Source organism: Paraburkholderia sp. BR13444 (assembly GCF_040948755.1).
GTDB classification, from domain to species: Bacteria; Pseudomonadota; Gammaproteobacteria; order Burkholderiales; family Burkholderiaceae; genus Paraburkholderia; species Paraburkholderia youngii.
On the sequence record NZ_JBFPKM010000022.1, the window covers coordinates 13,106 to 31,681 of the forward strand.

General features: G+C 62.5%; 17 protein-coding genes and 1 pseudogene. 8 read left to right on the forward strand and 10 right to left on the reverse strand.

All coding sequences use genetic code 11. The annotated features are described in order from the left end of the window. Positions 1–41: 41 nt before the first annotated feature. Positions 42–170 carry a hypothetical protein gene (locus AB3X95_RS35585; RefSeq protein WP_255215254.1) on the reverse strand — a complete coding sequence of 43 codons (129 nt, stop codon included), beginning with the start codon at positions 168–170 and terminating at the stop codon, positions 42–44. Here AB3X95_RS35585 and tssH point away from each other — a divergent pair. Further along, on the forward strand, positions 163–2,853 hold the full coding sequence (gene tssH / locus AB3X95_RS35590; RefSeq protein WP_368623716.1) for a type VI secretion system ATPase TssH: 2,691 nt from the start codon (positions 163–165) through the stop codon (positions 2,851–2,853). The genes AB3X95_RS35585 and tssH overlap by 8 nt on opposite strands. Positions 2,854–2,867: 14 nt before the next feature. Here the strand turns inward: tssH and AB3X95_RS35595 are convergent, their stop codons facing one another. Then, entirely contained in the window at positions 2,868–3,041 is a 174-nt protein-coding gene (locus tag AB3X95_RS35595) for a hypothetical protein (RefSeq protein ID WP_368623717.1), read from the reverse strand. A gap of 238 nt (positions 3,042–3,279) precedes the next feature. On the opposite strand from AB3X95_RS35595, the gene AB3X95_RS35600 reads away from it, so the two are divergent. Continuing rightward, positions 3,280–3,663: a PLDc N-terminal domain-containing protein gene (locus AB3X95_RS35600; RefSeq protein WP_176121484.1), complete on the forward strand. Its 384-nt coding sequence runs from the start codon at positions 3,280–3,282 to the stop codon at positions 3,661–3,663. 215 nt (positions 3,664–3,878) lie between these two features. Further along, a complete protein-coding gene (locus tag AB3X95_RS35605; RefSeq protein WP_176121648.1) occupies positions 3,879–4,334 on the forward strand; it encodes a hypothetical protein in 456 nt (151 codons plus the stop codon). A gap of 8 nt (positions 4,335–4,342) precedes the next feature. Here AB3X95_RS35605 and AB3X95_RS35610 read toward each other — a convergent pair whose 3' ends face one another. Further along, positions 4,343–5,929 (reverse strand): phospholipase D family protein, encoded by a 1,587-nt coding sequence (locus AB3X95_RS35610; RefSeq protein ID WP_176121483.1) that lies wholly within the window; start codon positions 5,927–5,929, stop codon positions 4,343–4,345. Between the two features lie 304 nt (positions 5,930–6,233). Here AB3X95_RS35610 and AB3X95_RS35615 point away from each other — a divergent pair, with 304 nt between their 5' ends. Then, on the forward strand, positions 6,234–7,022 hold the full coding sequence (locus AB3X95_RS35615; protein WP_368623718.1) for a hypothetical protein: 789 nt from the start codon (positions 6,234–6,236) through the stop codon (positions 7,020–7,022). 39 nt (positions 7,023–7,061) lie between these two features. Here the strand turns inward: AB3X95_RS35615 and AB3X95_RS35620 are convergent, their stop codons facing one another. Then, positions 7,062–8,339, reverse strand: a complete 1,278-nt coding sequence (locus AB3X95_RS35620) for a hypothetical protein (protein ID WP_368623719.1) — start codon at positions 8,337–8,339, stop codon at positions 7,062–7,064. 363 nt (positions 8,340–8,702) lie between these two features. On the opposite strand from AB3X95_RS35620, the gene AB3X95_RS35625 reads away from it, so the two are divergent. From AB3X95_RS35625 to AB3X95_RS35640, 4 genes and pseudogenes are all read left to right on the forward strand, one after another. Next, entirely contained in the window at positions 8,703–9,776 is a 1,074-nt protein-coding gene (locus AB3X95_RS35625) for an AI-2E family transporter (RefSeq protein WP_176111517.1), read from the forward strand. Between the two features lie 63 nt (positions 9,777–9,839). Next, on the forward strand, positions 9,840–10,373 hold the full coding sequence (locus AB3X95_RS35630) for a helix-turn-helix domain-containing protein (protein ID WP_176369350.1): 534 nt from the start codon (positions 9,840–9,842) through the stop codon (positions 10,371–10,373). A gap of 171 nt (positions 10,374–10,544) precedes the next feature. Then, a pseudogene (locus AB3X95_RS35635) lies at positions 10,545–10,853 on the forward strand (amidohydrolase family protein); the annotation flags it as partial. Positions 10,854–10,941: 88 nt separating this feature from the next. Next, complete coding sequence (locus AB3X95_RS35640; protein ID WP_184227036.1) at positions 10,942–11,355, forward strand: VOC family protein; 414 nt, start codon at positions 10,942–10,944, stop codon at positions 11,353–11,355. A gap of 109 nt (positions 11,356–11,464) precedes the next feature. Here AB3X95_RS35640 and AB3X95_RS35645 read toward each other — a convergent pair whose 3' ends face one another. From AB3X95_RS35645 to AB3X95_RS35670, 6 genes are all read right to left on the reverse strand, one after another. Then, positions 11,465–11,857: a 2-oxoglutarate dehydrogenase gene (locus tag AB3X95_RS35645; RefSeq protein WP_217710705.1), complete on the reverse strand. Its 393-nt coding sequence runs from the start codon at positions 11,855–11,857 to the stop codon at positions 11,465–11,467. Positions 11,858–11,913: 56 nt separating this feature from the next. Beyond that, a complete protein-coding gene (locus AB3X95_RS35650; RefSeq protein WP_368623720.1) occupies positions 11,914–13,749 on the reverse strand; it encodes a peptidase S10 in 1,836 nt (611 codons plus the stop codon). A gap of 525 nt (positions 13,750–14,274) precedes the next feature. Further along, entirely contained in the window at positions 14,275–14,643 is a 369-nt protein-coding gene (locus tag AB3X95_RS35655; protein WP_176369355.1) for a DUF2784 domain-containing protein, read from the reverse strand. Between the two features lie 74 nt (positions 14,644–14,717). Next, positions 14,718–16,391, reverse strand: coding sequence for an alpha,alpha-trehalase TreA (treA, locus tag AB3X95_RS35660; protein ID WP_368623721.1), 1,674 nt, complete (start codon positions 16,389–16,391; stop codon positions 14,718–14,720). A gap of 361 nt (positions 16,392–16,752) precedes the next feature. After that, the gene (locus AB3X95_RS35665) at positions 16,753–17,553 is read right to left on the reverse strand and encodes a transporter substrate-binding domain-containing protein (protein WP_176121473.1); all 801 of its coding nucleotides are present in this window, start codon (positions 17,551–17,553) and stop codon (positions 16,753–16,755) included. A 209-nt stretch (positions 17,554–17,762) separates the two neighbouring features. After that, positions 17,763–18,566, reverse strand: coding sequence for a DeoR/GlpR family DNA-binding transcription regulator (locus AB3X95_RS35670; protein WP_176111507.1), 804 nt, complete (start codon positions 18,564–18,566; stop codon positions 17,763–17,765). Positions 18,567–18,576: the final 10 nt, after the last annotated feature.

Below are 18,576 nucleotides of genomic sequence, written 5' to 3' on the forward strand. Positions count from 1 at the left end.
GAATATGGGCGACGGCCCAAATACACGCAGCGATCGACCGGCTATCCTTGTCGCTCGATCAGTGTGGCCAGCACGCTTTTTCGGATACCTGCGCGCGGTGTGCCGGATGCCACGGCAGAGCCGCGCTTTTTCGCAACAAACATCTTCACCTGCAACGTCATCATGTCCATTTCACGCCACGCGTTGTTCGGCAAGCTCGGCGCGACGCTCTTCAGGAGCATCGAATCCGCTACGGCGTTTTCCAAGCTGCGCGGCAACCCGTATATCGAGCTGGTGCACTGGCTGCACCAGCTGCTCGCGCAGTCCGATAGCGACCTGCACCGCATCGTCAGACACTGCGGCATCAGCCGCGAGCTGCTCGAGCGGGACCTGCAGAGGGCACTTGCCGCGCTGCCGTCCGGGGCGAGCGCGCTCACGGATTTTTCGCATTATGTCGAGACGGCAATCGAGCGCGCGTGGGTCGTCGCGACGCTGGCATTCGGCGACGCGCGGATTCGCGGTGCATGGCTGATGGCGGCGCTTGTCGAGACGCCGGATTTGCGGCGCTTGCTGCTGGCCATTTCGCCGGAGTTCGGCAAGATTGCCGTCGACGGCCTTCACGATGCGTTGCCGGCCTGGATCGTCGGTTCCCCCGAAGAGAAGGACACCCCGTACGACCAGAGCGACTTTTCGTCCGCGGTGCCGGGCGAGGCGTCCGGTGCGCTCGCAGCCTCGGCGAAGGGCGCGGCGGCACTTGCGCAGTTTTGCGCAGATCTGACCGCACGTGCGCGCGCCGGTGAAATCGATCCGGTGGTTGGCCGCGAAGTCGAGATTCGCACGATGATCGACGTGCTGTTGCGGCGGCGCCAAAATAATCCGCTTCTGACCGGCGACGCCGGGGTTGGCAAGACGGCGGTCGTCGAAGGTCTCGCGCGCGCGATCGCGGCCGGCGAAGTCCCGCCGAAACTTGCCGACGTGCGGCTGTTGAGCCTCGACGTCGGTGCGCTGCTTGCGGGCGCGAGCATGAAGGGCGAATTCGAGGCCAGGCTGAAGTCGGTACTCGAGGAGGCGGCGAAGTCGGCGGCTCCGGTCGTGCTGTTCGTCGACGAGATTCATACGCTGATCGGCGCCGGTGGTCAGGCCGGCACCGGCGACGCGGCAAACCTGCTGAAACCGGCGCTCGCCCGCGGCACGTTGCGCACGATCGGCGCGACGACGTGGGCCGAGTACAAGAGGCACATCGAGAAAGACCCGGCGCTCACGCGGCGCTTTCAGGTGCTGCAGATCGCCGAGCCCGAGGAGCCGTCCGCGATCGACATGGTCCGCGGACTCGCGCGCACGCTCGCGAGCCATCATGGCGTCGTGGTTCTCGACGAAGCGATTCGCGCAGCCGTGACACTGTCGCATCGCTATATTCCGTCGCGTCAGTTGCCGGACAAGGCGATCAGCCTGCTCGACACCGCCTGCGCGCGCGTCGCGCTATCGCAGCATGCGCCGCCGCGCGAATTGCAGCGGATTCGCGAGCGCTTGCAAGCGGCGCGCGTCGAAGCCGAGCTGCTCGGGAACGAGGTGCGTATCGGGCTTGGCAGCGAGGCCGCGCTGGCCGACGTCAACGCGACCATCGCAACCCTCGAGTTCGAGGATCGTGTTGTCGAAACCGCCTGGCAGACCCAGTCCGAGGCGGCGAAGGCGCTGGCGGGCGCGCGCGAGGCCGTGAGCGCGCGCGCCGCAGCAGGCGGACCTGAGACCGACGCGCGCGATAGCGCGGCGAGCGAGCTGCAGACGTTGCGCGAGCTGGAGCGCACGTTATCGAACCTGCAGGCGGCTACGCCATTCGTGTTTCCGGAAGTCGGCGAAGCGATCGTCGCCGACATCGTCTCTGACTGGACCGGTATTCCAGTCGGACGCATGATCACCGACGAGGTAAGCGCCGTGCAGATGCTGCCCGCCACGCTGGCGGCGCGCGTGATCGGCCAGCACGACGCGTTGCAACAGATCGGCGAGCGCGTGCAGACGGCGCGCGCCGGGCTCGCGGACCCGCGCAAGCCACTCGGCGTCTTCCTTCTCGCGGGACCGTCCGGCGTCGGCAAGACGGAAACCGCGCTCGCGTTGGCGGAGGCGCTCTACGGCGGCGAACAGAATCTCATCACGATCAACATGAGCGAATACCAGGAGGCGCATACGGTCTCGGGACTCAAGGGCGCGCCGCCTGGCTACGTCGGTTACGGCGAGGGCGGTGTGCTGACCGAAGCGGTGCGCCGACGTCCGTACTCGGTCGTGCTGCTCGACGAAATTGAAAAGGCGCACGGCGACGTGCATGAAATGTTCTATCAGGTGCTGGACAAGGGCTACATGGAAGACGGCGATGGTCGCTATATCGATTTCCGCAATACGACCATCCTGATGACCAGCAATGTCGGCGCCGATCTGAGCGCGAGCCTATGCGCGGACGAAATGCTTGCACCGGATTTTGACGGTCTGCGTTCCGCGCTTGCGACGGAATTGCTGAAGGCGTTTCCGGCCGCCTTCCTCGGGCGTGTGACGCTGGTGCCATATCGTCCGCTGGGCTCGGATTCGCTCGCGCGGATCGTGCGTTTGCATCTCGATCGCGTCGTTCGGCGCATGGCGGATAACAACGGCATCGCGCTGAGCTATGCGTCGGAGGTGGTCGACTACATCGTCGGGCGCTGCCTCGTGCAGGAGACCGGGGCGCGTCTTTTGATCGGCTTTATCGAACAGCACGTGCTGCCGCGCCTCGCACGGCAGTGGCTCGATGCGTTTGCAGCGAACAGCGCGCTCACGCATATGACAATTGAGGTGACCGATCCGGCTGCGGCACCTGCGGATGCGCTCGTGGTCTGGGCTAGCTGCTGATGCATGCTCCGAATTTATTCAGGTTTGTTTACGAAAATGAACGAAGGCTGCCATTCAATCGCTGCATCTCGCGAGCACTCTTTTTGGCATTTTTTTTGCATAGCAATGGCGCTCGCATTTGACATCGTTTTCACATGATGCATGTCCAATGCCAGCGGCATGATCGCCAGATCGTCAGAAATGGCCAATCGAAGGGAATCCTTAAAAATTGCTCGCGTTCCTTGAACGGAATAGTCTATAAAGACAAAAAGTTCCGCATCATGCGCATGTCTTTCATACAGTATGAATGCACGTGCCCAATCGACATGCGGTCATGGTCGATTTTCAGCGCTGCCATGCTAATCGTATGCGCCATCCATAGCAGGCAACCATAGGTCGAAATCCGTTACGCCTTTCAATTGCAACCGGAATGACTGGAGAACAACAATGCTCTTCTTTAATGATGGTTTCACATTCCCGAATTTTCTGGCCGACGTTTTTTCCATCTTCATCTTTATTCTGTGGTTCTGGCTGTTGATCACGGTGTCGAGTGACCTGTTCCGCCGCCATGACGTGTCGGGATGGGGCAAGGTTCTGTGGGTGATTTTCCTGATCATCCTGCCGTATATCGGCATCTTCGCGTATCTGCTCACGCAGCATCGCGGCATGGCGGAACGCGATCAGGCGCGGGCCAAGCAGATGCGCGAAGATTTGCGCAATGTGGTGGGCTTCAGTGTCGCCGATGAAATCGAAAAGCTCGACAGGTTGAAAGCGTCCGGTTCCATTTCTGCGGACGAGCACTCGCGTCTGCGCGCGAAGCTCGTGCAGTGAGCGTCGGTTACCTCAGTGCAGCCATCGGCGAGCGGGCGCATTGCCCGTGTCGCCGTGGCTTTTTCGCGGTGAGGGTTTCCCGATCGACGCGCGATCGAACGTAACGGGAGGAACCCATGCTTGCCCGAGTCGCCCACGTTCGAAACGCTGTTGCGCGAACGGCACGGGCGCCGCTGGGTTTGCGTCGCGCCGCGCTCACGTGCGTGACGGCGTTGATGCTCGCGGCTTGCGCGCAACCGTGGCAGCAATTCCAGGCTGGCCAGGATCAAGCGGCGATCATCGCCCGGATGGGTCCGCCGCGCGAAACCTATGACCTGCCCGGAGGCGGCCGCAGGCTGATGTGGCCGACCCAGCCGATGGGTTCGACCACCGTCGCCGCCGACATCGACGCTTCAGGCAAGATCGTGAGCGTGCGTCAAGTGTTGCAGTTGAGCGAATTCAATCGCGCGGAAATCGGCAAATGGACGCGCGAGGATGTGCTGACCAATTTCGGCCGCCCCGTGCAGACGCAGTTTTTCCGGCTCTCGCAACGCGAAGTCTGGTCGTACCGTTACATCGAAAACAACATCAACCACATGCTGTTCAATTTTGCGTTCGACACCAACGGCGTGTTGCGCGCGACGCAGCGCTCGCCCGATCCATTGCGGGATCGCGATTTGCGACGGTTCTGAACCGCAAGCTATAGCAACGACTCAATTGGCATAATCGACAGCATCCATACACCGAGCCGCGCGTACCACGTCGCATTCGGTTCGGTATCGAGGCGGGTTTCGACGCCGTCGTTGGTTTCGATCCAGTACAGCTTGCCGTTTGCGTCGAGATGCACCGCGTACGCGACTGTCGGCAGCAAAGCGAGAAATTTTCGATCGACCCGCGTCGCGAGATCGGGGCTGTCGATCACGAGGCCAAGCTCGGTATTCAGATGCGCGGAGCGCGGATCGAAGTTGAACGAACCGACGAAAACCCGCTGGGAATCGGCGATGAAAGTTTTCGCATGCAAGCTCGAACCCGAGCTGCCGAATGGCCCCGGCGACTGTTCTTTCTTCTGGGTGACGCCCGCCACGCGCCGCAATTCATACAGGTGCACGCCGTTATGCAGCAACTCGACGCGCCGCCTGATATAGCCCGAGTGCACGGCGGTGACATCGGTCGCTTCGAGCGCGTTCGTCAACACGCGCACATCGACGCCCTGGGCGGCGAGGCCGCTCAGAAACTGCGTGCCCGTGTTCGCCGGCACGAAGTAGGGCGAGACGAGGTCGAGCGACTTCGTCGGCTGGCCCATCACTTCGCGTAGCTGGTGCGGAATCAGCGCTTCCGGCGGCGCGTCGTTCAAGCCTTTCGCAGGGTCGTCGCTGATCATCTTCGTTTTGGCCCAATCGAGCGGCAGTTTGTGGTCGAGCAGGTTCTGCACGACGCGCGGACCGCGCAGCGCTCCCTTGTACTCCGCGGCGGCGGGGTCCTGTTCGATCGCCTGCGCATCACGCTCGAGCGTGGCCAGTTCATCGACGCTCTCGTGCGGCAGGATCTTGTCGACCGGATACGCCGACGCGCTGGCCCAGTAGCGGTCGAAATCGCGCGACACGTCGGCCGCGGCCGGTCCGATCGCGAGGACATCGAGGTCGGCGAAGACGACGCCGTCGGTGGCATCGAAATACTCGTCGCCGATGTTGCGGCCGCCGAGGATCGTCGCGGTGGCGTCGGCGGTCAGTGACTTGTTGTGCATGCGCCGATTGGCGCGTGAGAAGTCGGTTACAAAGCCGAGGAATTTCGGGCTGCGCACGACGAACGGGTTGAACAGGCGTACCTCGATGTTCGGATGCGAGTTGAGCGCCGAGAGTGTCGGGTCGAGCGCGGACGCGATGCCGAGATCGTCGAGCAGCAGGCGCACCCGCACGCCCCGGTCCGCCGCTTCGTGGATCTGTTCGAGCAGCAGCGTGCCGGTCAGATCGTCGCGCCAGATGTAGTACTGGATGTCGAGCGTGCGTTGCGCGGAACGGATCAGGTCCATGCGCGCGGCAAACGCGACATGCGCATCCGCCAGCGGATAAATGCCCGCCAGCCCCGCGTGCGCGGCCAACTCGGGGGCGACCGCGCGACCGAGATCCGTGGTGGCCGCCACCGCGGGCGACAACGCATGCGACTCCTTGCGGTCCTCGAGCGACGGTAACCGCGCGCAGCCGGCGAGCAGGCTTGCGCACAGCAGCGCGCACAGCGCGCCCTTCCATCGGCGATGCGGGAACGACGGGTGGTGTATCTGCGCTTGCATGGAGTCCGGGTCTTCCTTTGGGTCGCGCGTTCTTGCACGCAGCTTGCATTGGTTGAGAAGAATACTATGAGCGCATGCCCATCGGTGCGCCGCCCGACGCTCTTGTTGCGCCAGGCGCTTTGTCCGATGATACGAGCAGGCTGCGCGAATTCGAACGGGGGCCAACCCGGCTGCGCATCGGCCGCACGGTTTCCGTGCGAGCGAGCGTGATCCGCTTCGCGTCAGCGTAAAGGGTCGCCAGGAGCGTAAAAGGTCCGGTTCACGGCGCCTTCGAGCGTTTCGCCCCACTGTGGAGTCGAGCAACGTGAAGATCTCCCGCTTGCTGCTGGCTAGCGTGCTGCTTTTCGTGGCGGGCACCGTGCTGCAGATGATATGGCCGCTCGCGCAGCCGGCCTCGTATCACCACTTCGCCGATCAGCGCTCGCTGGGGCCGCTGCACAATGCGGCGGACGTGCTCTCGAACGTCGTCATTCTGATCGCCGGCGTGCTCTGTCTGCGCTGGGTCACGCGGCATGCGTCGAACCAGCCGGCGCAATTCCCCGGCATGGTCGTCGCCGCGATCGGGCTGCTGTTCACCGCATTCGGTTCGGCTTACTACCACATCGCGCCGAACGACGCGACGCTCGTCTGGGATCGCCTGCCGATGACGATCGTGTTCGCCGGCATCCTCGCGATGCTATGGACGTCGTGGAGCGGACAGCGCGTCGGCTGGGCGCAGATGCTGATCATGGTGGTCGTTTCGCCCGCCACCGTCGGCTACTGGCTGGTATTCAACAGCCTGTGGCCTTACGCGATTCTGCAGTTCGGCGGCCTCATGGTGATCGTCGGCATGACGCTCACGCGCAAGGTGGACGGCGTGATCGCATGGACGCTCGTGATCGTCTTCTACGGGGTCGCGAAGATTTTCGAAAGCCTCGATTGGCAGATATGGGAGCTCACGCATCACGTGATCGCCGGCCATGCGTTGAAGCATGTGTCGAGCGGTCTTGCCGGCGCGTCGATGATTCTGGTCGCGAACGCGGCGCCGCGCTCCGTCGCGCGCATCATGCCGGGCCGGCCGGGCGGCATCGGGCATTCGGGTACGCCGCGTTGAAGCCGCGTCACGGCGAAGTGACGCGGCCTGCGGCCGATGTTACTGCGGCTCGTACCACGAATACGTCGCCAACTTGCTCACCGGCGGCGTGCCGATCTGCAGCGTGATGTCGCGCAACGATGTCAGTTCGATATTGCGCAAGTCGCCCATATAGCGGCGCGAATCGCCGTTGTCGTTGATATACGCGACCACGTTGCCCATGATGCCCGCGACGTTCGTGCTCGTCAGCGGCTCGCCCCAGATATCGAAGAAGTCGCCGAGCGTATAGGTTTTTGCGTCCGGCGTTTCGATATGGATGATGCCGGTGTTGTCGTGCGTGTGCATTTCATACGTGCATTGCGACAGGATGCCGACGTTCGCCGGCAACGCGAGCCATTGCCCGTCCTTGATGATCGCGAGGTGCGCGTGCACGTGGTACAGCACACTCATGTTCGGCGCGCAGGTGAGGCCGTCGACCGGTGAGCCGTTGCCGCCCGTCGACGTCGTGCCGTTCGGCCAGAACGACGAGCCGACCACGCCTCCGAAGACGAGCGTGATCGGGTTCGGGTCGAACGGCGGCGGATCGGTCCACGTATAGGTGGGCACTTGTGTGACAGGCGTGCCGACCATGATCGTGATTTCGTCGTGCGGCTTCAGCACGAGGCTCGCGGGGTCGCCTGTGTATTGCGTGAGCGTGCCGCCGTCGTTCACGTAGATCGCGATCGGCGAGGCGGTCAGACCCGCCACGTTCGACGCACTCAGCGGCTCGCCCCAGATCGAGAAGAACTGGCCGAGCGTATAAGTCGCGCCGGTCGTCGCGTCCATATGGATCTTGCCGCTCGAATCGACCGTGTGCACCGGATACGCGCAGCCAGTCGGCGCGGCGGTGGTCGGCTCGACCATGCCGATGTTGGGCGGCAGCGTCAGGAGTTGCCCGTTCTGGTAGATCGAGACGTGTGCATACGTGTACGCGGTGCTGCGCAACGCGCAGTTCAGTCCGCCGACGGGCTGACCGGTTCCGCCCGCTGACGTGGCGCCCGCGGGCCAGATGGCGGCGCCGAGTGTCGTGCCGTCGATGATCGGCGTCGCGGCGGCGAGCTTGGGCGTCGTCGCGCTCGCGTCCGATGCGCCCGACGGGCTCGACGCCGGAGTTGGACTTGATGCCGGTGTCGGACTCGACGCGGGCGCGGGACTCGATGCGGGGGTGGTCGCTCCGGCCGCGCCGTTCGAGCCGGTGCCGCCCGGCTCCGCGCCGCTGCCGCCACCTCCGCCGCCACAAGCGGACAATGTCCAGATCAGACCCAATGCGACGAATCGCGACCCCAGCCGTTGCAGCATCTCGTTCTCCATGCCGTGAATTGAGAGGGATGCGTGCAGCGGACATCGCGCACAGACCTAGTGCGGACATCGCACCGCGACGCGCGGCGCGGGCTTCACTGCGTGGATTTGACCAAGCGCTACCACCGCGTGGCGCAGGCGCTCGCGTCGGATCACGTCAGGTGATTGAAACCGATTAAAACAGCGTAACAGATGGTTTCACGAGCGAATGCGGCTCATCACAACGTTTCGCGACATTCTGCTGGCGCATTTCGAGGTATCGGCCTGGAGTTTGCGGACGGAACGATCTGGCGCGCTTTTTATGTGAGCTGTCATCGTTCTGTGCGAAGATCAGTTCTGTGCGGATTCATGGAGCACTGACCAATGACCGACAGATTGCAAGCGTCCGTATACGTAGTGCTGCTGCTGCTGATTGTGGGCTGGTTGCTGTATATCGGGCGTGCGGTTTTCGTGCCGATCGTGTTCGGAGCGATCGCGGTGTACCTGGTGGTCGACCTCACGCGGCTGCTGCAACGCATTCCGCTGATCGGCCCGCGGCTGCCCGTGCAGTTGCGCTATGGGCTGTCGATGTTCCTGATCTGCGCCGCGATATTCTTCGCGGTCGACATGCTGGTCGCCAACTATGACGCGCTCGTCGCGCTCGCGCCGCGCTACCAGGACTCGGTCTTGCTGATGATCCACAAGATCTCGACGCTGCTGCACCTCGAAAGCGAGCCGACCTGGGAGTCACTGCGGCGGAACATACTCACGCAACTTAACATTCAGGCGATGGTGACGGGCCTGCTGGCGTCGCTCTCGTCGATGATCATCGACCTGTTCGTGATCGTGCTGTATGCGAGTTTTCTGCTGTTCGAGCGCCGCACGTTCGGCGACAAGCTGGCGAACATGACCGCCAATTCGACCAACGCGGCGCGCATCCGGGGCGTGGTCATCGACATCAACCGGCGCATTGGCGCGTATCTCGCGCTGAAGACGTTTCTCGGCGTGCTGCTCGGCGGGCTCTGCTGGCTCGCGATGCGCAGCGTCGGCCTCGAGTTCGCCGGGCTGTGGGCGATACTGACCGCGCTGCTGAACTATGTGCCATATATCGGCTCGGTGCTCGCGGTTGCGTTCCCGGTGCTGATGTCGGTACTGCAGTTCGGCGACGTGAATTCGGTCCTGATCGTGCTGGTTTCGCTGTCCGCGATTCACTTCGTGATCGGCAATATTCTCGATCCGTATCTGACGGGCAATTCGCTGAACCTGAGCCCGTTCGCGATTGTCGCGAGCATGGCGGTGTGGTCGGCGTTGTGGGGCGTGCCGGGCGCCTTTCTCGCGGTGCCGATCACCGCCAGCATGACGATCATTTTCTCCGAGTTCGAAATGACGCGGCCGGTCGCGGTGCTGCTGTCGAAAAACGGCCGGCTCACTTACGGCAAGACCGAGCAGACCGCTTGAAGCGGTCGCCGCGGCGGCCCTTTCACCCGCGCGTTCTTCGACGAGCCGTTCCAATGCGAACTCATGTCCCGCTCACACGACCCTGAACTCCAGCCCCTTCCCATCCCGGGCAGCGCCGAAGCGCTCGAAGACCCGGCGCTGTTGCGCCGCCTGCTGCGCGCGAAAGACCGCATCGATGCCGCGTCGCACGAAGCCTGGCCGGTGCGGCGCCTGGCTGAAGTAAGCGGCGTGTCGGAAGCGCACTTCGCGCGTTCGTTCAAGCGGGCCTTCGGCGTGCCGCCGCACCGCTATCTGTTGACGCGGCGTATCGAGCAAGCCACCACGCTGCTGCGTGACACCGACCTCGGCATCACGGACATCGCGTTCGCGACCGGCTGGGAAAGCCTCGGCACGTTCGGCCGCGTGTTTCGCGACATCACCGGCCTGAGCCCGAGCGAGATGCGCGTGCAGGCACGCGCCAATCAGACCGAACTCGATCGCGTGCCCGCCTGTGTGCTGAAGGCCGCGCAACGTCCGGACCTGACGACCGCGGTTCTGGAAAAGCGCCGCCGCGCGAACGGCGACGCTGCCGAGCCTCCTGCCAGCGAGAAAACATGAATCGGGCAGTGCTCGCGCCCGCCGCGCCTTGATGCCGGAATCCGCATATTCGATGCGGTTTCCAACCAAGACCCGCTCATTTCGACTTCCTATACTCGTTCGACCAAGCCCGGTGCCACGGCGCCGCCCTTTCTGGAAGGAAGCTATGTCGACGATTCCCGCGCGTATAGCGAGGCCTTGCATATCGAGGGCGTGCGCTATGGCCTGTCGGCCGAGAGCGCGGCCAAAATCGACATCGTGCGTGAAGCCGGTTTGAAGTCGCTGGAGATTTTCAAGCGCGCCGGGGTCAACATGGGCTTCGGTTCCGATCTGCTCGGCCCGGGCCACCGGATGCAAAGCGATGAGTTTTCGATCCGCGCGCAAGTGCTGACCCCCGCCGAGATCATCGGCAGGCGCGATCTGAGTTGTCTGACGGACCAGGGCGAGCGTATCCCGCTGGTGATGAAGGGCGGGCGCCTCGAGTTCAACGAATTGCATTGAACCGGCGCGCGAGCCGAGCGCAGTTTTGGAGAAGCGCCGCCCGGTGCTCAGCGATACAGTCGAGCCCTCAACCACCGAGGGAGGAGTCATGAATCAGGGTATCGATGTGGTCGGTTTGTACGTCGACGATCAGGACGCGGCGCTTTCGTTCTACGTCGACAAGCTCGGCTTTCGCGTCCACACGGACGTGCGCAACGGCACTTACCGCTGGCTCACGGTCCAGCACCCGCAGCAGCCGACTTTCCAGTTGGGCCTGTTCGCGCCGGGGCCGCCGATCCACGATGAAGCGACCGCGCAAACGCTGCGCGCGATGGTCGCGAAGGGAGCGATGCCGCCGTTGGTGCTGTCCGTTGCCGACTGTCGCGCGAGCTACGCGCAGTTGAAGGCGCGCGGCGTGGAATTCACGCAGGAGCCGGTGGATCGTTTCGGCAGCGTCGATGCGGGCTTTCGCGATCCGGCGGGCAATGGATGGAAGATGATCCAGGCGGCGGCGGAGAAGTGAGCGTAAGCAATCCGCGCGGCGCGTAGTCACAAACGGCCGGCGCCAAGTCGCACGATCGCGACGCGTTCGCCGGCCGTCCCACCTACGGGACCGTTTGCCTAACCGGGTATCACTGCTGATGCTGCTGCAGATACTGCCGCACGTCGTTCAACGTCACCCGACCCGAATGCGCGCTATCGATCTCGTCAAAATGCCTGGCGATATAGCCGAGCCCATTGCTTTGCGCCTGAGCCTTGGTGATCGACGAGCCGTTGCTGAGCACCGAATTCGCGCCCAGCCTGCTCTCCATGCGCTGCTGAGCCTGCTGCTGCAATGTCGAGCCGGTGGTCGGCGCGACCGCGCTAGCACGGTCATGAGGAAAGAACGGACCGTCGACGCCGTGTCCGCCGTGGGGTAGCGTCACGGGCGCGACCGGCTGAGGCGGCAGCGCGTGCGCACTACCGACGACCACGCCGAGGACGATCAACGCCAGCGTACGTCGCAAGATATCGATTGAAGACATGATCACTCGCCATAAAAAGTAGTTGGAGGGTCTCGCGCGAAGCGAAACACCATCGATCAGGGCGCGGCCGCGGCGACCGCCTCGCTCGTCGGCGTGGCGGCGGGCGCTTCGTCGGCCCACGGCTGCGGCAGCGTCGCGAGCGTGAGTGCGCCCGCTATCGGAGTGCCGTCATAGAAGGCCGCCAGATCCGCCTTCATCTGCGGGCGCGCCACGTCATCCAGATAAATCATATGCCCGCCCTGGAAGAAGTTGACCTGCAGATTCGGCTCGAGGCCCTGCACCGTCTTTAGTCGCGCGAGCTGCTTCTCGGTATTGAAGAATGGCGTGGCCAGATCGTGGTAGCCGTTTTCCGCCAGCACCTTCAGTTGCGGATTCAGCTTCAGTGCGCCGAGCAGATCGGGGATCGTGTCGGGCAGCGGCTGACCGCCGTGCGAGAAATTCCATGCCTGGATGACCGCGTCGTTCAGCGGCATATACGCGGCGTTCGGTGCGGTGTAGCCGAGGTAATCCGGCATCTGCGTGGCCAACGCATTGGTGAACGGCAGCGAGATCAGGATGTCCGACGGGTCGCCGTCGCTTTGCAGGCGCGGGTCCGAGTTGGGCAACGACACGCGACCATCGTAGCGGCCGATCGTCGAGCCCGGCACCAGCGTGATGTTGAACGGATTGATGTTGAAGTAACCCTGCATCGCCTGCAACGTGAGGCCGGATTCGGCGTCCCAGAACTTCTCGAGCCACGTCGGCGGGAAGTTCGGCGGTCCCGCGTAAGTCGGCGCGCCGAGCTGGCTCAACGTCCAGTACAGCGAATAGTTCTTGAACAGGTTGTAGTTGGCGGTCACGAACGCCTCGCTGCGAAGCGCGTAAGTCGCCTGATTCACTGGCGCGGGCGACACCTGGTTGTAGTACGCCGCGACCTGGGCATAGCCCGGCATGTAGCCGCTCAACGTATCGGTTTCGAGCGCGAGCTGATTGGGCGAACCCGTGATCGCCACCGCCTCGATCGCATCCGCGAAGTAGTTCAGGATCGAGGACTGCAGCGTGATCCCTGTGAGGTGCACGCCGGCCGATTCGAGCGCGAGCGCGAGGATGTCGGTGCGAGGCGTGCCGTACGATTCACCGTACAGATAGATCGGCGAGCTGCTGCGCGAATTGACCGTCAGGTAGCGAATGATGAAGTCACGCATGATGTTCGCGTCCGCATCGGTGCTCCAATAGGTCTGGTTGGTGTTCGGCAGGATCGCCTCGGAGAGGCCCGTGCCCGGCGGATCGATGAACACGAGATCGGTCGTGTCGATCAGGCTCTCGGTGTTGTTCACGAGCGGGTAGTTCGGCCAGCTGGTGCCGTTCAGCAGCGGATCGGTGGTCGCGACGCGCGTCGGCGCGAACGATCCGAGCCGCAGCCAGATCGACGAAGAGCCCGGCCCGCCGTTATAGACGAACGTGACGGGCCGCGGTTTGCCATTCGTGCTCGGCGCCGTGTAGGCGACATAAGACATCGTCGCTTCGGGTGCGCCGCTCGTCAGATCCATTGCGGTCAGATGGCCGGTGGTCGTCGTGTAGTTGATGGTGGTGCTGCCGGACGTCCATTGGTAATGCATGATCGCCGCTTTCTCCGCGACCAGTGACGAGGCAATGCCGGACGTCGCGCTCGTCGAATAGGAGGTGAGATCGGTGTAGGGCTGATTGGCGGACGGCGTCTGCGGCGCGGATGCGGCTTGCGCCTGATTGGCGACCTGCGCCATGCTGCCCGGAACCGCCGACGCCGACGAACCTCCATCGCTGCCGCCGCATCCGGCGACGATCACGATTCCGAGTGTCAGCACGCTTAGCGCGGCTAGCCGGCCATGACGACGGACGCGACCATCGTCGGTACTCCTTCTGTCTGGTTTCATCTCGTTCCCTGGTGAGTGATACCGCTACACAAAGGCCGCTTTTCGCCGGTCGCGCGCGTGGGAGATCGAATAACCCGCACCGCACTCGAAGGCACCCAGCGCTTGCATGAACAGCTTTTCCGAATTCATTAATTCAAATTGCTTGCGTTGATATTTCTATTTGCTTTCCAGAGTTATCGATTGAATGGGCAAAGGAATTTCCTGTCGATTTATCTCGACATTTCAAGAGAAATTTAAAATTGAATCTTTCCGGCGCTTACAGCAAGAGTGAAAATAAGATGCGAAATGAGGTCTTGTCAAGGATGGAGCGGTGATTATGCTATTCGGGATAAAGATGGTCTGTTAGCGAGCACCGGTGCGGTCTCGGCGGCTTGGCGCGGAAAAATGCTGTCCGGATTTATCCGCATTGCATTGGATTTTCGTGAGAAAGTCGTCGGAATTAATTGCGTTTGAAAAATAGAATTAAATGGTAAATTTAACCGGTGCAAAAGTATCTTCCATCGAATTAAAAAGGTGATATTCGAGTCACGCCCGTGGCCGAATTCGATACCAGGTAAGAATCACCGCCAGCAAAAACGCGACATAGGCGACCACGAACACCCACGGTGGAAAGTCGTAATACAGCCAGGCGCTTACCCACCGCTGTATGAAGCCTTGCGGACCAGCCGTGCCCGTACGCAGATAGTCCTCCAGCACGGTCAACGGGCACGGCACATCGAGCACCGCGAGCGTCGCGACGATACCGATGGCGAGAACATGCAGCGTACGAAACGCGCGATTGCGCGCCCACGGGAGTCGCAAACCGTGGGCGATCCAGATCGCGAGTAGTCCGCCGACGATAAACACCACGATCAGCGCGTGCAGCACGAGAACAACATTGGCGAGCCAGATCATTCTGCTTCCACTCGGGATGTGTCTGGAATCATAAGGCCAAGCTCAGTGCACTCGCCCGACCATGCCGCGGCGCCTCACTGCCCATTGCCATACAGATCGAGCAGCATCAACGTCACACCATTGGTCCACCCGAAGCCGTCCTGCAGCGGATACTCGCCACCCCCGCCGCCGCCTTCCCCCGCACCTTCGACGATGTACTTCTCGACGAGCTTCTGCTGCGTGTTGTAGACGTTCTGGACGTCCGCGAGAAAGCGCGTGCCGATCGACTGAGCGAGATCGGTGCGCCCGTAGCGCTTGAGGCCCTGAATCGCGATCCAGTGCAACGGCGCCCAGCCGTTCGGTGCGTCCCATTGCTGCGTGGTGTTATAGATCGAGGTCGCGAGGCCGCCTTGCTTCAACAGCACGTTCTGCACGGTCTGCGCAGTCTTCCACGCGCGCTCGGGCCACGCCACGCCGGCCATCAGCGGATACAGCATCGCCGGTGTCTGGTTGTCGCGTGACTTGCGGAGTTGCCAGTCGTAGTCGCCGTAGTAGCCGTTGCTATTCCACAGATAACGGTTGATGCCTTCCGCGCGACGTGCCGCGTAGCCGATGAACTGCGCGACGCAATGGAAGTCGCGTGTCGCCGAGCAGCCGCGCGCGATCGTCGTCTCGAGATGGAATAACAGGCTGTTCAGATCGACTGGGATGATCGATGTCGTGCGCACCGTGGCGAGCGTCTGGTTGTCGCCGAACCAGCGTGAGCTGAAATCCCAGCCGCTTTCGGCGGTCGCGCGCAGATCGCGGTAGACCTGGTTGGCCGGCCGGCCGCTCGCCTGCGCGGTCTGCACGTCCTCGAGATAGGACTCGTCGCGCGGCGTGTCCAGCTCGTCCCAGTAGCGGTTCAGCACGGTGCCATCGTTGAGCACGACGACATTGCGCGTCGCGCCGCCGCGGGGCGTGCTGGCCGAACCCTGCATCCAGTACGCGTACTCCTTGCGCAGCTCGGGCAGGTACTTCTGATAAACCTTATTGCCTTCCTTCTGCGCCGCGAGCTCGACCATATACGAGTAGAACGGCGGCTGCGAGCGGCTCAGATAGTACGTCCGATTGCCGTTCGGGATATGGCCGAACGTGTCGATCATGTACGCGAAGTTGTCGAGCATATCGTCGACGAGATCTTCACGTCCGGACTCCTGCAGCCCCAGCATCGTGAAATAGGTATCCCAGTAGTAGCCCTCGCGAAAGCGGCCGCCCGGCACGACGTACGGTTTGGGCATCGGGATCAGCGAGCTGTAGTCGGGCGCGCTCGTCGTCGTGCGCGTGAGGCCGCTCCAGAGCCAGTCGATGTGCTCGCGCAGACTCTGATTGGGCGGCGGCGTGATGCTCTGATCGGGCGGCGGAGTGAAGTACTGGCTGACGAATTTCTGCAGCGAAAAGCCGGGCTGGTTCTTCCGCGTTTCGTATAACTGCACGATCGCGGCGGGACTGCCATTCGGCGTCGAGTCGACGAACGTCTTCTGGTCGTTGAAGATCTGCGCGGTTTGCACGGCGACGAACAGATCGCCGTACAGGATGTCGGGCGCGGGCGGCAGCGCGGCGCCCACCTGGGTATCGGCCAGACAGCTCGCGGATGCGAAGACGAGCGTGGCGATGCACGAGATGCCGAGCGTGATCGGCGAACGTCGCGGCACGAAGTGGTCATTTAAGCTGGGAAAGAGATGCGCGTTGGATGCGGTGCTGCTGCGAGACAGTGATTGAGTGCTCATGATGCCTCCAAGGTTGTGGGCATGTCACTGGTCTCTTCGCACGCCATTCGACGTCGTCTCCCGACGACATGCGAGTCCAGCACGAGGTGGCCGGATCAATGGCCCCGAAAGCATCGCACGCTTTCGAAGCATCAGGCAACTGCGGCGCAGCACATCCTGTATGCACTCAGCATGAAGATCGAAACGTGATGAACGAAGGGGAAGATGCGCGCAATCGCGTATTTGCGCGTGCTTCGTAATTCGAAGCAATGGAAGCGATGAGCGCGAGCGATTCCGCGAGAAAAACCGCTCGCGCAGCAAGCGACGTACCCGTGTCGACCATTTTGCCGGCCGGCGCGGGTATGGGAGAACAACGAGAAATTTACTGCGCGAGAGGCTGCGTCACGTCCGTACCGAACCAGTGCATCGAGATCTTCTTGAGCGTGCCGTCCTGCTTCATTTGGGTCAGCGCATCGTCGAGTGCTTTTGCGAACTTCGGATTGTCCTTGCGGAACGGGATGCCCATTTCCTGGTCGGCGCCTTTCAGCACCGCGCCCGTTCGCAGCGGCAATTGCGAGTTCTTGATGATGTAAGGCAGCATCAGCCGGTCGTCGATGGTCGCGTCGATACGCTTGGCCGCGAGATCGCGCAGCTTCTCGGGTGCGCCCGGATAAGTCTGCACGTTGATGCCGGGTACTGCGCGCGCCATCTGGTCGTAGTTCGTGCCGAGCGTCACGCCGATCTTCTTGTCGCCCTTGAATTCGTCGAGCGATTTGAACTCACGCTTGTCGTCCGCGCGTTGAATCAGCTGCGCGGCCGAGTACGTGTATGGCTGGCTGAAATCAAGAACCTGTTTGCGTTGCGGGGTAATGGTGACCTGGTTGATGATCACGTCGAATTTGCCACTTTGCAGCGCCGCGATAATGCCGCTCCACTCGGTCGGAATGAACTCCGGTTTTACCCCGAGCTTCGCCGCCACGGCTTTTGCGACATCGACGTCGAAGCCTTCCAGTTGACCGTCCTTGTTGCGCGAGTCGAACGGCGGATAGGTGCCTTCGAGACCGATCTTCAGGACTCCAGCCCGTTTGACCGAGTCGAGCAGATCTTCGGCATGAGCCGCTATTGCGGTAAAACTGAAGGCGGAGATGGCCAGCGCGTTAATCAGCAGCTTCGAAAGTTTCATTGAGTGTCTCCTCTGTACTTGAGTATCAGGCTGCACAACGCAACGATTTCATCATCGTGTTCACACTCGACTGTGTCGTTTCGTGGATCATGTCGGGGTGCGGCGTCATCCTAGCACTCCAAAAGTCGTCTGTTTTATCTTTGTTCCGAGGCGGTGGAGCAACGCTTCGAGCCCACGATGATGCCAATCAGTCAATTCGTGAAGACACCCTACGCCCTCACCACGGTCACCCCGGCCGCTTCAATCGGCTTCGTCAATTCCGCGCTGGTCTTTTTCTCGACCACGATGGTCTGCGCGAGCGTGATATCGCCGATCACGAAGCGCGACGCGGCGTTCAGTTTCGACGACGACGCGAGCACGACCGTCTCCGCCGCGCGCGCGGCGAGCGCGCGCTTGATCGCGGCTTCCTCGAAGTCGCCGGTGGTGAGCCCTGCGCTCGGATGCACGCCGGTCACGCCCATGAAGTACAGGTCGGCATGGATGCGCGAAATGCCTTCCATTGCCGCGGCGCCGACGGCCACGATCGAATGCTTGTAGAGCCGCCCGCCAATCAGGATCACTTCGACGCAAGGATGCGCGGCCAGCGCCGTCGCGACGCTCGGGCTATGCGTGACGATGGTCGCGTGCAGATCGGCCGGCAGTTCCCGGACCAGTAGCGCTGAGGTGGTGCCGCCGTCGACGATCACGGTTTGCCCCGGCGCGATCAGCTCGACCGCTCGCCGCGCGATGCGCCGCTTGGCGAGCGTCTCGATGTCCTGACGCTGCTCGAATGACGCGAGCGCGGCAGACGCCGGCAACGCGCCGCCGTGGACCCGCTGCAAGCGCCCCTCAGCGGCCAGTTCGCGCAGATCGCGGCGGATCGTATCTTCCGACACGCCAAATGCCACGCTCAGCTCGCCTGCGAGCACCTGCCCGTTGCGCGCGAGCTCGTCGAGGATCGCTTTCTTGCGTTGGGTGGTCAACATTGGTTTGCACGAAATCACTTGAAATTGCACGAAGTTGCACGATAACATGAATCGTTGT